Genomic DNA, 13,959 nt, shown 5'->3' on the forward strand with positions numbered 1-13,959 from the left:
CCCCGGATTCGAATATCATTCGGGGTATCGCCCACTGGTTCGTCGTACCGTCTAGCTTTCGGACATGACCACCGCATTTCCGTACGCCCTTGTCGCCGATGCCCCGAATCCCTCACACGAGCTGGTGCAGGTCGTGCGCGGCCGCCGCAGCAGCCTGGCGATCAGCATCGCGATCCACTCGACCTCCCTCGGCCCGGCGGCGGGCGGGTGCCGGATCGCTCACTACGACGACCCGGCCGCCGCCACCGCGGACGCGCTGCGTCTGGCCGCAGCGATGACCGAGAAGAACGCGCTGGCCGGTCTGCCTCATGGAGGCGCCAAGGCGGTCGTCGCCCTTCCGACCGCAGCCCGGCCGACCGGCGCCGAACGCACAGCGCTTCTCCACGACCTCGGCGACGCGATCGAGTCGCTCGGCGGCAGCTACATCGCAGGCCCGGACGTAGGAAGCAGCCCGGCCGACATGTCCGTGATCGGCGAACGTACGTCGCACGTCTGCTGCCGGCCCGTCGAGGACGGCGGCAGCGGCGACTCCTCCCTCCACACCGCGCGGGGCACCGTCACGGCGCTCGGTGCGGTGGCCGACGAGATATTCGGGGTGCCGGAGCTGAGCGGGCGGACGTTCGGGGTGATCGGCCTTGGTGCCGTCGGCGCCCATGTGGCCCGGCTGCTGGACCGAGCCGGTGCGAGGCTCGTGGTGACCGACGTCAACCCTGCCACGCGAAGCCTGGCCGAGGAGCTGGGCGCGAGCTGGGTGCATCCGGACGACGCCCTCAAGACGGAGGTCGACGTCCTCGTACCGGCCGCGCTCGGTGGTCTGCTGACGAAGCACACGGTGCCGCTGCTGCGGTGCGCCGCCGTCGCCGGCCCGGCCAACAATCAACTCGACGAGCCGGACACCGCCCGCCTGCTTGCGGCGCGAGGCATCCTCTGGGCACCGGACGTGGTCGTCAGCTCCGGAGGGGTGATCCACGCCACCGGTGTCGAACTGCGCCAGGAATCCGAGGAACTGCTGACGGAACGTATCCGCGGTATCGCATTGACGCTCCGGCAGGTATTCCGGATGGCCCGGGATCTTCAGACCACGCCTGCGTTTGCGGCCGGGCAGCTCGCCGCGCAACGGGTCCGCGGAGGGGAGTAGGCACCGCGGGGGTTACCAGGGTTGGAGTCGTCGAACTCGGAGGGGGCTGGGTGAACGCGGCGCGTACCGCCCGTAACTGACGTGCACTCACCCAGTCCTAGCTGTTGGCATGAGCCTGACTACCGCTGAGTCGCAACCGCTTATGATTCGTCTTCGTACGTGACCCGAAGGGAATCAAAGTGATGGACGAGTCCTCGGACACTGCTGAGTCCGACGGCATAGATGAAACCTGGCGGTTCGGTGTTCTGGGGGGTGAGGCCGTTCTCGACGTAGCCGAGGGCGACCTGGCGGATTTCGAGCAGGCGGCACGCGCGATCGCTGACTCCCACGCAGAAAGGCAGCTCGACGATCCGCTTCTGTTGACTGCTGCCGCTATTGCAAGTCGCTCTTTGCCCACCTCCCTGCTGGAACAGCTGATCCGCTTCCGGGTGGCGGGGAATGAGCCCGGAACGCTGTTGCTGCGGAATCTTCCGGTGGAAGCCGCACTGTCCAGGACCCCGGCTGACGGAAGGTTCTCCGGCCATTGGTCCGCACTCCCACTGAGCACGCTCACCCAATTGGCTGTCATGAGCGTGCTGGGGGACGCGGTTTCCTACGCGGACGAGAAGGAAGGGCGGCTCATCCAGGACATCTGCCCGTTGCCCGGGGCCGAAGAGCGCCAGGAGAACTCCGGCAGTGTGTTGCTGGATTTGCACACTGAGGACAGCTTCCATCCCTACAAGCCCGACTATCTGAGCCTGTACTGTCTGCGCTCAGGACCGGACCGCGGCGCCATCACCGTGACCGGATCGATCAGGGCGGCCCTGCCACTGCTGTCTCCGGTCTCTGCGGCGACGCTCCGTGAGCCGATCTACCGCACTCGGTTCAGCAGTTCTTTCGCCGACGACGCGGCTGCTCCCCGATACACCTCGCCTCAGCCCGTACTCAGCGGCCCGGCCGACGATCCCGATCTGTGCGTGAACTTCTTCGGGACGGAGGCGGTCGACGAACGGGGTGCTACAGCCCTGGACGAATTGCGTGGGGCGGTCGAGAAAGTGCTGTGCGGAGTGTTCCTGCGGCCCGGAGACATGATCGTGATCGACAACCGCACCGCTGTGCACGGCCGTACGGGGTTCACACCCAGCTACGACGGACAGGATAGGTGGCTCCGGCGCTGCTTCGCCGTGGCTGATCTGCGGCCCTCCCGCGCGCTGCGGAAGCGGGACTCGCGAGTCTGCGCACCGGTCCGGTGACCAGGGATTCCCTGGACGGGCGGAAGTAAGGGCCGAAGCGATAAGGGCCCCTGGCGCTACTCATCGACAGGGGCCGTATCCACAGCAGGCTTGCCCAAGTGCTCCGCTCCTGGGGCCCCTTCACGCTCCTGGACCTCTTGCCCCTTCAGAAACAGTTTCTGGTGCCGATGCGCAGCGGGCGCCCCGGCGGCAGCGGTGACTCCAGCGGTTCGTCGACCGGTATGTCCGACAAGTCGACGCGGGAGGGCCCGCAGTCCGAGTCGGCACGCACCCGCTTGCTGAGGTCGTACTCGGCGAGTGGGGTACCAACCGGTTGAGGTCAACAGCGGATTTCCCGTCTTGGCGTCGAGCAGGGAGTTGCTGCCCCGTGTCTTCGTCAGAACCAATGGGCGCCAGTCGGCCACCGCGGACGGGCGGCGCGACTGAGTGCCCCAAGTGGCTGTGACCGCGCTTTGGTGCGTCGGTCACAGACTTGTGAGGAGAGCGTCGAGCGGGGTCGGTACCTGTTCGGGGTCAAGGGCCTCGACGAGGAGGTGCCCGTAGCGGATCTTGCGGCCTTTCTTCGTACCGAGGAAGCGCCGCAACTGCTGCTGCCGGGGCCGATTGTGGTGCGCGGGCTGGTGCAGGAAGGTCTGCCAGGCACGGAGGTCGCCTTCGGCTCGGACGATCTCCTCGACTCTTGCTGTGCCCAGCGCGCGGATGAGCTCGTCCTCCAGGTCCGTCACGCACACGAAGAAGCCCTGGTGCGGTGCCCGTGCCCGCTCCAGTCCGCGGTCGAAGAATCGCTGCTCGCGCTCGTCGCACAGTCCTGCCAGGCGCAGACCGAGGCCGGGCGGTCCGAGGAGGCCGGCGTAGCGGCCGACGCTCATCGCCCCGCCCATCGGCACGACGCACACCCCCTCGGCAGCCAGATCCCGGCCACGCCGTGCGGCCAGCGTCTCAACGGCCGCGAGGTCGCTCGCTCCTTCCAGCAGCACCGCCGTCCGCACCCCCAGCCGTACAGCCAGATCACTCGCGGGCCCGCCGGGCCCGCCGTTCGCCCAGCCACTGACCGCGTCCCGGAATGCCTGCATGTCCGCCATGGAGCGAGTCTGCACCTCCACCGACGACACGGCACGCAATATTCGACGGCCCCCGCTCGACATACCCGACGCCCTCGTCACCCGGCAGCCATCACCCCGATGATCCGTCCCACCACCTGACTCCGGCGCTCGCCACCCTGCTCGGAGCCCGGCGGATTGCCGGGCTCCGATGCCGGAGTGCCCTCCCGATGAGGAAGTCAGGCCGCCAGGTCCCCCTCATCCGGGCCGGCCGGGCGCAGGGCCGTCCGGCTCGCCGCTCCAGGGACTTTGCAGACGCCTAGCTGAGCGTGTGACCACCGTTGATCTTGATGCGCTCGCCCGTGACGAAGTCCGCTGCCGGTGAGGCAAGGAAGGCCACGGCAGCTGCGACGTCTTCCGTTCGGCCCATGCGCCGCAGTGGCACGTCGGCGACGTAGGCGGCGAGTGACTCAGGACTGGCTCCGGCATGCCGCTCGACCGGGATCCAGCCCGGCGCAACGGTGTTCATCGTGATCCCGTACGGGCCGAGTGCGCGAGCCCAGCACTCGGTCAAGCTGTGCTGCGCGGCCTTGGCGGCCACGTACGCCGACATCCTCGGCAAGGAGCGCTCCAGCACGTCGGAGCCGATCTGAATGATCCGGCCGCCACCGCGCTCCCGAACCAGGAGATGTCCAGCCGATCACGACTATGCCGCGCCCGGACCCGCCCGCACGACATGGCCGTCCAAGGTCGCCTTGCTTGGACACCTCTCGGCTTGTCAGCCGTGATGGAGAAGAAGATCGGTCCTGGGTGTACCAGTCGATGTTCTTCGTGGCGTACTCCCATTCGCTGTGCTCGAACTCCAACTTGTCGATGGCCTCTTGTACGTCGTACCGGAAGCTCTCGTCCATCCGGTCCGGCACGGCGCGGTAGCCGTCGGCAGGGAGCTTGGCCTCGGCTGGCGGAAACATGCCGATGTCCCGGACACATCGATTCCTGCCAGGTTCCTGCCCGCCGAGTGAAGGACTGCGCGCAGTGCGAGACTGCCGCCATGACTATGCACCTCATCTCCGTCATCGGGAGCAGCCCTGGAGTCGGAAAGTCCACCCTGTGCCGTGCGGTGGCCGAGTGGCTTACCGGCGCCGGTGCATCGGTTGACCACTTCGAGGAGGCCGACATTCTCGAACGGTCGGCCTTCCGGCCCGTGGCTGAAGAGTTCGCCGGCGGGGCTGCCGCCGTCCGGCCTGCGACCCTGGTCGAGTGCACTCGCGCCTACGTCACGGAGTCACTCGCGGCGGGCAAGGACTACCTGGTGACGGATGCCCTTCTGCCCTTCATTCCGTCCCTTGTGGCATGGGGGCATGACGAGGGGACCCTCGTCCACGTGATGGAAGAACTGTCCCGGGCTGTGGAGCCGGCCAAGGTCACCGTGGTGTACGTCCACGACGATCCGGAAATGGCGCTGCGACGTGCAATCGAGCGAGAAGGCAATGCCTGGGAAGACTGGTACGTGCAGAAACTTGCCGGCTCCCCTGGCACTCGGGCTGTTCATGACCTCTCGTCGGCTGCCGCTCATCTCCGTTTCGAAGTGGACCTGACCCGTCGCCTTCTCGCAAAGACTCCGTGGCACGTTCTGACCGTGGATGTAGGAACACTCGACGCTCAGGAGGCATACGCCCACACCCAGCGCCACCTGATGGACGTGTTGGAGGCGCGTTGACACCTGTGTGTCAACGGTGGTTGACGCGCTCCATGGTGTCAACTTAGGTTGCCATCATGGGTAATCAATTGTTGCTTGCCTGCGGGATGGCTGCCGGGCCGCTTTTCACCGCCACCTATGTGCTGGTGGGTGTCCGGCGGAGGGGCTACAAGCCACTTCGCCACCCCATCAGTTCGCTTGCTCTCGGCCCCGCTGGATGGTCGCAGACCGTGAGCTTCATCTGCGCAGGCCTACTCTCGCTGGCACTCTCGGTGGGGTTGTGGCGTGATGGACCGTCCCGCTGGGGCGCGCTGCTGATCGGTGTATGGGCGGTCGGTCTGGTGGGTGCGGGCATTTTCCGGACGGATCCGGTGCGGGGTTACCCGCCCGGCACTCCTGATCAGCCTGGGCGTCAAACCCGGGCAGGCGCTCTGCACGACCTGTTCTCCCTTGTCGCCTTCCTCGCACTTGCCGTCGCATGCTTCGTACTCGCCTTGACGGACTCGCTCGGGTGGGCCATCTACTCGATCGCCAGCGGTGTGCTTTTCGCCGCGACAATGGTGTTCGCCAACACCGCGTTCGACCAGAATCAGCGCTTGGCGCACCTCGGCGGACTGCTGCAGCGCACCGCGATCACCATTGGCTGGACCTGGTTGACGCTACTTGCCGTACGCACCCTGCACACCTGAACGCCCCAACCCGGCTCATCGCCAACTCACCGGCACAAAGGCGGGATTGTGCAGGCGCGCGATGCCGAGTATGGCGAGGGGGGAATTCGTGGCTCTTGAGCGACAGTCACGCGGGATCACCACTGCTTCATGCGGGCGATGGCATGCCCGACGCGGGTGCGGACTTTCCTTGCGGTGGGAGGTGTTGTGTTTCTCTTTCCAGGCCGGAAGTAGGGCCTGGCTGCGCTCGCGGCGGTGTGGGATGACCAGGCCGGCGCCGCGGCAGCCGTCGTCCGCAATGACCGTGGTGCGGCCGACGGTCTCCCCCGTACCGGCCGGCTCGGCTCCCATGCCTTGCCAATCGTTGCGATTGCCGGGTACCGGTCGGCCCACCGCGACAACGAGCCGGGTGCAGGCGTCGATGACCACCTGATGGTCGGTGGACCGCGGCAACCAGCAGAACCCGGTCTTCCCGTGGCAGGACGTCCGGCTCCCACTCAGGCGGTGGTGCGGAAGGTACGTCGGTAGGCCGAGGGCGAGGTCTTCATGGCTCGAGCGAAGTGGTGCCGAAAGGTCACCGGGCTGTCAAAGCCGACGGCCGCGCCGATCTCCTCGATCGGCATCGCGCTGTGCTCGAGCAGCGGCAGGCTGGCCGTGATCCGCTGGGTGATGACCCAGCGGAGCGGGCTGGTCCCGGTCTGCCGGTTGAAGTGCCGGATGAAAGTACGGGGCGCGAGGTGGGCCTGGCGGGACATGTCGGCCACGGTGATCGGCTCGGCGAGGTGGTCCAGTGCCCAGGCCATCGCGCGGGCCACACCGTCGTCGGCCGTCGGCTCGCTCACGGCGGCCTCCACGAACTGGGCCTGGCCGCCCTCCCGGTGCGGCGGTACGACCAGGCGTCGGGCCACCGAGTTGGCGATCCGCGCACCGTGGTCCTTGCGCACCAAATGCAGGCACAGATCGAGCCCGGCGGCGTTGCCTGCGCCGGTGAGGATGTCGTCTCCGTCTACGTACAGCACGTCGGGGTTCACCCGGATCCGCGGATAACGCCGCTGCAGCAGCTCCGCGTACTGCCAGTGGGTCGTTGCCTCGCGGCCGTCCAGCAGCCCGGCCGCGGCCAGCGCGAACGCGCCCGAGCAGATCGACACGACCCGGGCGCCGCGCTCGTGCGCCTCCCGCAGCGCGGCCACGAGCTCCGGTGGTACCTCGCCTCGCACATTCGGCACCGCGACGACCATCACGGTGTCGGCCCCCGCGAAGACGTCCAAGCCGTTCTCGGTGGTCATCATGAAACCCCCGACCGCCCGCATCGGCTCCCGCTCCAACGAACAGACCCGTAGGTCATACCAAGGGACCTCAGGTTCGGCCTGGGGCAGTCCGAAGACCTCGACCACCGAGCCGAGCTCGAAGGGGGCCATACCGTCGAACGCCAGCACCGAGACGGTGTGGCGGCTGCCGGGGGACGCAAGAGGGATGGCGGGCATGGCGAGATCTTAGCGGTACCCGGCATTCATGCCACTGTCCCGAATTCCGCGCCAGCAGCCAGGATCTTGGTGTTCACAGGAAACGCCCCGGTCACAGGAGTGACTGATGACCACCACCGAGCAGGAGCTCGACGAGGGCCTGGAGATCACCACGGAGCCGGTGCGCGCGGTCCGCACCGTGGTCACCGTCCGACCCATCCCCGCCCGAGCACGAAACAGAAGGAGACGTACCCCATGATCGTCCGTTCGCTGAAAGAGATCATCGGCACCGAGCGCGAAGTGAAGGGCCCCACGTGGACCAGCCGTCGCCTGGTGCTCGCCAAGGAGAAGGTCGGCTTCTCCTTGAACGACACCGTGGTGCACGCGGGCACCGAGATCAAGATGTGGTACGCCAACCACATCGAGGCCGTCTACGCCATCGAGGGCCAGGGCGAACTGGTCAACGACGAGACCGGTGAGAAGCACCGCCTCGAGCCCGGCGTGATGTATCTGGTCGACGCACACCAGCGTCACACCCTGCGCGCCCACACCCAGTTCCGCGCGGTCTGCGTGTTCAACCCGCCCCTCACCGGCCGCGAGGTCCACGACGAGAACGGCGTCTTCCCGCTGCTGACCGAGGAGGATCAGTGAGCGCGCTCCAGACACATCCGACGACCACCGATCCCCTCGGACACCGCGTCCTCCGGGTGCAACAACGACGCGCCCTGGACGAGCGCCAACCGCGCCCCGCCTGAACGGACGACGCCTTGACCTTCCCCAAGCCTGACTGCTCTGCCAGGACTGAGACGTTCCCCAAGCCTGACGGCTATCCCAGGCCTGAGACTTCCCCCAAGCCTGACCACGAGGGCGAGCCGCTACGCGGTTTCGCCAGCGACAACAACGCCTCCGTACACCCGGACATCATGGCGGCGCTGGCCGCCGCCAACGAAGGCCACCAGCCGGCCTACGGCGCGGACGCCCACACCGCCCGGCTGCGCGAGCTGATCAGGGGCCATTTCGGCGAGCGCGCCGATGTCCATCCGGTCTTCAACGGCAGCGGCGCCAACGTGGTCGGGCTGCAGGCGATGTGCGGCCGGTGGAGCGCGGTGGTCTGCCCGGAGTCCGCGCACATCAACCGGGACGAGTGCGGCGCACCCGAGAAGGTGGCTGGGCTGAAGCTGATCCCGGTGCCCACCCCGGACGGCAAGCTGACGCCGGAGCTGCTCGACCGGTACGCGTGGGGCTTCGGCGAGCAGCACCACGCCCAGCCCGAGGTCGTCTCCCTCACCCAGAGCACCGAGCTCGGCACCCTCTACACGCCCGGCGAGATCGCGGCGATCGGCGCGCTGGCGCGCGAGCGCGGCATGCTGCTGCACGTGGACGGCGCCCGGCTGGCCAACGCGGCCGCCGCGCTCGACCTGCCGCCGCGCGCGTTCACCACCGACGCCGGGGTGGACGTGCTGTCGTTCGGCGGCACCAAGAACGGCCTGATGCTCGGCGAGGCGATCGTGGTGCTCAACCCGGACGCGGTGCGCGGCGTGAGGTATCTGCGCAAGGCCGCGCTGCAGTTGGCCTCCAAGATGCGGTACGTGTCGGCGCAGCTCGTCGCGCTGCTGGAGGGCGACCTGTGGCTGCGCAACGCCCGGCACGCCAACGCGATGGCGGCCCGGCTCGCCACGGCCGTCGCCCGGGTGCCCGGCGTCAAGATCGTACGGCCGGTCCAGGCCAACGCCGTCTTCGCCGTACTGCCCCAGGAGGTCACCGAACGGCTCCAGAAGCGGTTCCGCTTCCTCACCTGGGAGGAGCGCACCGGCGAGGTCCGTTGGATGTGCTCATTCGACACCACCGAGGCCGAGGTGGACGCCTTCGCCGCCGCCATCGCCCAGGAGATGGCCGCTTGGAGAGCGCGCAGATAGGCGCGGTAGGGGACCTGGGCAGCAGAACGGGCGCAAGTCTTGCTGATCACAGAGTTGCGACGCTCTGTGATCACTGAACCTGTGCCTTCGCTACCCTCATGGCCGACTGCACCGCTCTGGGACCAAGGCACGGTCCTGATGCCCGAGCGGCCGGAGTATGACCCGGACCATCCGCTCGGCTGGCACCGCCCCCGGATCATCTTCGACGAGCTCCTTGCAGTCTCCTTCAACACAGCCCAGGAGGCATGCCGTGGACGTGAGCGCCCCGTACGGGAACGACAGGCGGTCTGGTGCCTACAGGGTGTCGGGGCTCCCCGATCGTGCCCAAGTCGCATGGACTGCCCAGACAGGGTCTCCGGTGGTCGCGGCGCCGGCATACGCGGGCGACACACTGATCGTCGCCACAGCGGGAAATCTGGACGCGGACGGCGCGGTTCACGCCTTCGATGCGCGCACTGGGGCCGAACGCTGGCGCCACACCTACCACGACCTTTTCGACGATGGGCTCGAGATCCACGACGACTGGCTCGTCGACGTGGACGATGATGTTCCCGGCGTCATCAGCACCCCCGCAGTCTGGGGGACATGGGTGTTCGTGGAGGAATGGCGGACGTCGCGCTGGATCTACGTGCACGACCTGCGTTCCGGAGAGGTCGTGCACACCATCGAACGGGGAGGAACTCCGACCGTGGTCGGCGACCTGCTCCTGATCCACGAGGTCGAGGCCGGGGCCCGGGCGTTGCGGCTGCCAGATCTGACGGAAGTCTGGCGGGGCGCGCGGAGCGAGATCGGCGTGGAATCCGACGGCTGGCTGCGGGCTTGCCCGACATTCGGCCCTGACGGCACCGCCTACGCGGCACTCGGCATGGGAAACGGCTCCGAGCAGTCTGGAATCGTCGCATTCGACCCATCGACAGGCGAGGTGCTGTTCGAGTGCGGCGGGTGGGAGGAGCACGCGGGGTTCGCCCACGCGCATCCAGTCATCGCCGAGGACTTGGTGTGGACGCAGGTGGGCAACGCCATCGTGGGCATGGACCCGAGGACGGGCGAGCAGCGCCACTCGCACCGGCCCACAGCCCGGATGAATGGCGACCGGGGACTGGCCGTGACCGACGGCAAGGTCTTCGTTCTCGACAGGCCGACGCCTGGACCCTTCGGCGACGACAGCCATCTTCAGGCCATCGACAGCGTCTCCGGCGACCTGCAGTGGTCGGCGCCGCTCACCCCGACGCGGCCGCTTGAACCGGTGCAGGTGGTGGGCTCGCCCGTCGTCGCCGGGGGCACGGTCTATGTCGCCGACAAGTCCGGTGTGGTCCGCGCCTTCAGCACCGAAAGCGGTGAAGCACGCTGGACCATCGAGACAGGTCATGGGGTCGGCAACGTCCACGATGACGTCCTGCTATCTCAGGTAGGTGAGAGCTACTTTGACGAGGACGCCCAGGCCGTCCTGCCGGGCGACGGAATTGTCTACATCCGCACCGAGACAGGAGTGGTGGCACTTCAATAGCGAAGAGCATCCACCCCGATGGCCACGTGACCCACCCACCAAGTTCCCACCGCTCCGCCGACTCAGAAGTGGCTCATGAGAGGCCGCGGGCGTAGGTGTGTGGTCATAGTCGGCGGTTCGTGCGTTCGTTCCAGCGGTGGGTTGTCCATGCTCGTCGGATCAGGCTGTGCACGGTGATGATCGTGTCGGCGAGGTCGAAGAAGGCGTCGATCACGGTGGCGCGGCGTTCGCAGCAGCGGGCGAGTCGGTGGAAGGCGTTCTGCCAGGCGTGCGTGCGCTCGACCTGCCAACGCCGGCTTCTCCTCCACCCGCCACCTTGATCCAGCGACGCGGACCAGAGTGTTCAGGGGCGCCGCGTCGGGTGAGAAGCAGCGGTAGTAGGCGAGTTCACCGGTGGTGCGGTTGCGGCGGATCAGCAGCTGGCGGCTGCCGGGGCGGGGTTCGGGCGGATCGATGACCGCCCAGTCGTAGAAGCGGTGCCCATTGGGACCGGCCCCGGCCGACAGCTTCTGCCAGGCCCGCTTGGGCACCTTCGCGGCCGGAACTGCCCTGCGCCGGTGGTGACTTCATGTGAGCAGGCGACGGCGAGCACGTAGCCGACCTGGCGCTCTTCCAGCGCGGAGCACAGCTTTGGGTTGTCGCCTGTAGACCTCGTCTGCCGCGACCCAGTCGGCGCGGTGCCCGGCATCGAGAAATCGGCCGATCATGCGGGCAGCCAGCTCCGGCTTGGTCGCGAAGGCGGTGCCCTCGTCCAGGCCCGCGGCTCGGCAGCGATCCGGGTCGCGCGTCTGTTCCAGGACGTACTCGCGCACGTCATCGCGCACGGCGTCGGCATCCCATCGGGCCCGGCCGAGCAGGTGCTGCATGCCGTCCGGGGTGGCCTCTCCGGCCTACTCGGCGATGCTCCAGCAGTTTTTGTGTGGCAGGTCCGACAGCAGCCCTGCACCGGATCCCGTACCCGACAACGGAGTTCGACCCGGGCGAACCGGCCGGCTATCCGGCTCATCAGGACTTCGAACGCTTCCTGCCCGCAGGCAGGGTCTACGCTGTGACCTGCAGCCGACCCACGAGCTAGATCAAGGTCTATGGCTGGAGGTCGCGCTGGTACCAGGTGCCTGACTTGCCGCCGAGATCGGCCGGGGTGGCAGGGCCAACCGGGACGAACCCGGCCTTGGCCAAGACTCTCTGGGACGCGGCGTTGTCGTGGGAGGTGGCCGCCCGCAGTGTGCGCAGGCCGTGCCGCGCTGTCGCCATCCGGCACAGCTCCCGGACGGTCGCGGTCGCCACGCCGCGGCCGGCGACCTGCTCCGCGACCCGGTAGCCGAGTCTGGCAGTGCCGTCCTCCAAGTCGTACAGGTTGAACCTGCCGAGTACCGAGCCGTCCTCGGCGACAAGCACGTAGAAGGCGCAGATGCCGGCCTCCTGCTCGGCCAGCGAGGCGTTGTACCGGTCGGTGAACTGGTCGAAGAAGTCGTCGCCGCGGTCGGGGATCGAGGCAGCGAAGTAGGTGCGGTTCGCCCGCTCGAAGGCCAGAACCGCCGGGGCGTGGCAGGCATGCAGTCTCTTCAGCTCGGGCATTGCCCGACCCTACGCAAATCGTGCGCTGAGGCCACCTGAGTTTCCGCCAGCGACGACTGCCCCTGGACCAGGGCACGTAACGATCAACGGCTGGAGTATTAGGGAGTGTTTCCCGGATCTCGTCCGTCGCGTAGCTGCCAGCAGGACGTGGATCCGGGAAATACGCCTGACGCCGAAATACCGGCCCGGGAATCGGACGCAATGCCGTACGGATCGACGCGGTCACCCGCGAGCGGCTCGTCGAGAGCCTGGCTCAGGTCACCGACTGTCTACGGGCCCGGGCTGCCAATCCTTCGGCCGCCCGCTGGCCGACGCGACGCCGACGGCAACCGCGCCCCCGCCCGTGGGACGCACTAAGCAACCGGTGAACAGCCATCCCCGGCTCAGGCGTTGAAAGGCGAGGCGCCTCCGAACGATGGATGGCGGTATCTCGCCGGCGGACGGCTCGCCACCGCCACTGAGGGCTCGGTTGGTCCCGATGGGCCGTTCACTGCGCGCCGGCAAGGACCGCGTGTGGCTCCGCCAACAGAAACTCAAAGCCGGGATCCGGTCCGGCTTCAAGGTCGTTGTAGGTCAGTCGATCGGCGTTGTCCCTTCCGAGTCTCTCAAGTTCCGTGACCTCCGGATTCTCATGCGACTACCTCGATTCCGCCGCGCCTACCGGAGGCAAGCCAGGAACGCACCCTTCGGGTTCGCAGGCGGCGTCAGCACGGTGGTTCCGCAAGTCGTGGTTCGGGCGCTCAGCCGGCAGGGGCGTTTCGGATCGCGGCAATGTCGAACTGCAGGCGTACCTTTTCGCTGACCATCGAGCCGCCCTCGGCCAGTTGGCTGTTGTACGTGAGGCCCCAGTCGGAGCGATCGATGGTGGTCGTGCCGTCGAAACCTGCGCGCTGGTAGCCGAAGGGATCCAGTACGTGGCCTATGTAGGCCATCTCCAATACGACGGGTCGGGTCACGTCCTTGATCGTGAGGTCCCCTGTCATGCGGTACACATCGCTGCCGATGAACTGCACGGCTGTGCTGACGAACTGCATGCGGGGGTAGTTGGCGGAGTCGAAGAAATCACGGCTGACCAGGTGGGCGTCACGCTGCCCCACCCCCGTGTCGACACTGGCCGTGGATACGACAACCTCGGCCCGGGAGCGGGACGGGTCGTGGCCGTCGAAGAAGAGGCGACTCTGGTACTCGGTGAAAGACCCGCGCACCGTGGTCACCATGGCATGGCGTACAGAGAAACCGATCCGGCTGTGCGCGGGGTCGATGATCCATTCCCCGGTGAGCTCCTGCAGGGCCGGATTCACCACGCCCGCACCGGTGGTGGCTTCACCGTACGCGGCAGGGCGGGTCTGGGAAGGGCGGGGTGACATGCCACGCCTGAACAGTTTCATGCTTCACCTGGCGACTCGATGATGGGCAGTCAGGCAATGCTGCACCACCAATCGCCGCGTCCTGGCTCCGGATAGAACCTCTTTGTGCCGTGATCGTATAGTTGCCCCACGCGGAACCTTCACATGATCTACCTGATTCTTCCGGAGTCGCGAAGGCGGCAAAGTTCGCGGACACTGCTGAAGGCTGGCCGTATCAAAACCGCCGTAACCTGATCCCCTTGCTCAGGCGTTCCGCGACGACCTCCTCACCACAACTCCTCTCGCCCTGACCGCCTACCCACTGTGGCCCAACTTCCCTGCGTGAGAGACGAGTTCGTCCGCCGTCGGTGC

At 67.4% G+C, this 13,959-nt stretch carries 14 protein-coding genes and 4 pseudogenes; 8 read left to right on the forward strand and 10 right to left on the reverse strand.

Features of this window, described 5'->3' with window-relative positions; all coding sequences use genetic code 11:
- Positions 1 to 64: 64 nt before the first annotated feature.
- Positions 65 to 1,138: a Glu/Leu/Phe/Val dehydrogenase dimerization domain-containing protein gene (locus tag ACTWQF_RS08235; protein ID WP_443278523.1), complete on the forward strand. Its 1,074-nt coding sequence runs from the start codon at positions 65 to 67 to the stop codon at positions 1,136 to 1,138.
- Between the two features lie 140 nt (positions 1,139 to 1,278).
- On the opposite strand, the gene ACTWQF_RS08240 is transcribed toward ACTWQF_RS08235, so the two are convergent.
- Complete coding sequence (locus ACTWQF_RS08240; RefSeq protein ID WP_443278524.1) at positions 1,279 to 1,662, reverse strand: hypothetical protein; 384 nt, start codon at positions 1,660 to 1,662, stop codon at positions 1,279 to 1,281.
- 42 nt (positions 1,663 to 1,704) lie between these two features.
- Here ACTWQF_RS08240 and ACTWQF_RS08245 point away from each other — a divergent pair, with 42 nt between their 5' ends.
- Complete coding sequence (locus ACTWQF_RS08245) at positions 1,705 to 2,370, forward strand: TauD/TfdA family dioxygenase (RefSeq protein WP_443278944.1); 666 nt, start codon at positions 1,705 to 1,707, stop codon at positions 2,368 to 2,370.
- Between the two features lie 464 nt (positions 2,371 to 2,834).
- Here ACTWQF_RS08245 and ACTWQF_RS08250 read toward each other — a convergent pair whose 3' ends face one another.
- The 3 genes and pseudogenes from ACTWQF_RS08250 to ACTWQF_RS08260 form a co-directional block, all read right to left on the reverse strand.
- Complete coding sequence (locus ACTWQF_RS08250) at positions 2,835 to 3,452, reverse strand: TOPRIM nucleotidyl transferase/hydrolase domain-containing protein (RefSeq protein WP_443278525.1); 618 nt, start codon at positions 3,450 to 3,452, stop codon at positions 2,835 to 2,837.
- Between the two features lie 277 nt (positions 3,453 to 3,729).
- Positions 3,730 to 4,047, reverse strand: coding sequence for an SDR family NAD(P)-dependent oxidoreductase (locus ACTWQF_RS08255; protein ID WP_443278526.1), 318 nt, complete (start codon positions 4,045 to 4,047; stop codon positions 3,730 to 3,732).
- A 226-nt stretch (positions 4,048 to 4,273) separates the two neighbouring features.
- Positions 4,274 to 4,381: pseudogene (locus tag ACTWQF_RS08260) on the reverse strand (DUF7691 family protein); the annotation flags it as partial.
- A gap of 80 nt (positions 4,382 to 4,461) precedes the next feature.
- Between ACTWQF_RS08260 and ACTWQF_RS08265 the strand changes: the two are divergent.
- Both ACTWQF_RS08265 and ACTWQF_RS08270 read left to right on the forward strand, forming a co-directional pair.
- Complete coding sequence (locus ACTWQF_RS08265) at positions 4,462 to 5,130, forward strand: hypothetical protein (protein WP_443278945.1); 669 nt, start codon at positions 4,462 to 4,464, stop codon at positions 5,128 to 5,130.
- Between the two features lie 56 nt (positions 5,131 to 5,186).
- The gene (locus ACTWQF_RS08270) at positions 5,187 to 5,798 is read left to right on the forward strand and encodes a DUF998 domain-containing protein (RefSeq protein ID WP_443278527.1); all 612 of its coding nucleotides are present in this window, start codon (positions 5,187 to 5,189) and stop codon (positions 5,796 to 5,798) included.
- 15 nt (positions 5,799 to 5,813) lie between these two features.
- Here ACTWQF_RS08270 and ACTWQF_RS08275 read toward each other — a convergent pair.
- Positions 5,814 to 6,221, reverse strand: a pseudogene (locus tag ACTWQF_RS08275) (IS5/IS1182 family transposase); the annotation flags it as partial.
- A 53-nt stretch (positions 6,222 to 6,274) separates the two neighbouring features.
- Entirely contained in the window at positions 6,275 to 7,261 is a 987-nt protein-coding gene (locus ACTWQF_RS08280; RefSeq protein WP_443278528.1) for a helix-turn-helix domain-containing protein, read from the reverse strand.
- Positions 7,262 to 7,367: 106 nt separating this feature from the next.
- On the opposite strand from ACTWQF_RS08280, the gene ACTWQF_RS08285 reads away from it, so the two are divergent.
- The 4 genes from ACTWQF_RS08285 (at position 7,368) to ACTWQF_RS08300 (ending at position 10,663) form a co-directional block, all read left to right on the forward strand.
- Entirely contained in the window at positions 7,368 to 7,499 is a 132-nt protein-coding gene (locus ACTWQF_RS08285; protein WP_443278529.1) for a hypothetical protein, read from the forward strand.
- Positions 7,496 to 7,891 carry an ectoine synthase gene (locus ACTWQF_RS08290; RefSeq protein ID WP_443278530.1) on the forward strand — a complete coding sequence of 132 codons (396 nt, stop codon included), beginning with the start codon at positions 7,496 to 7,498 and terminating at the stop codon, positions 7,889 to 7,891. Before ACTWQF_RS08285 ends, ACTWQF_RS08290 begins: the two co-directional genes overlap by 4 nt.
- Before the next feature lie 116 nt (positions 7,892 to 8,007).
- The gene (locus ACTWQF_RS08295) at positions 8,008 to 9,156 is read left to right on the forward strand and encodes a threonine aldolase family protein (RefSeq protein WP_443278531.1); all 1,149 of its coding nucleotides are present in this window, start codon (positions 8,008 to 8,010) and stop codon (positions 9,154 to 9,156) included.
- A 157-nt stretch (positions 9,157 to 9,313) separates the two neighbouring features.
- Positions 9,314 to 10,663: an outer membrane protein assembly factor BamB family protein gene (locus ACTWQF_RS08300; protein ID WP_443278532.1), complete on the forward strand. Its 1,350-nt coding sequence runs from the start codon at positions 9,314 to 9,316 to the stop codon at positions 10,661 to 10,663.
- Positions 10,664 to 10,766: 103 nt separating this feature from the next.
- On the opposite strand, the pseudogene ACTWQF_RS08305 reads toward ACTWQF_RS08300, so the two are convergent.
- From ACTWQF_RS08305 to ACTWQF_RS08320, 4 genes and pseudogenes are all read right to left on the reverse strand, one after another.
- Positions 10,767 to 10,955: pseudogene (locus ACTWQF_RS08305) on the reverse strand (IS5/IS1182 family transposase); the annotation flags it as partial.
- A gap of 7 nt (positions 10,956 to 10,962) precedes the next feature.
- Positions 10,963 to 11,669: pseudogene (locus tag ACTWQF_RS08310) on the reverse strand (transposase); the annotation flags it as partial.
- 77 nt (positions 11,670 to 11,746) lie between these two features.
- Positions 11,747 to 12,241 (reverse strand): GNAT family N-acetyltransferase, encoded by a 495-nt coding sequence (locus ACTWQF_RS08315; RefSeq protein WP_443278533.1) that lies wholly within the window; start codon positions 12,239 to 12,241, stop codon positions 11,747 to 11,749.
- Positions 12,242 to 12,981: 740 nt separating this feature from the next.
- Positions 12,982 to 13,629, reverse strand: coding sequence for a YceI family protein (locus tag ACTWQF_RS08320; RefSeq protein ID WP_443278534.1), 648 nt, complete (start codon positions 13,627 to 13,629; stop codon positions 12,982 to 12,984).
- Positions 13,630 to 13,959: the final 330 nt, after the last annotated feature.

Source organism: Streptomyces sp. 8N114 (assembly GCF_052245835.1).
GTDB lineage: Bacteria > Actinomycetota > Actinomycetes > Streptomycetales > Streptomycetaceae > Streptomyces.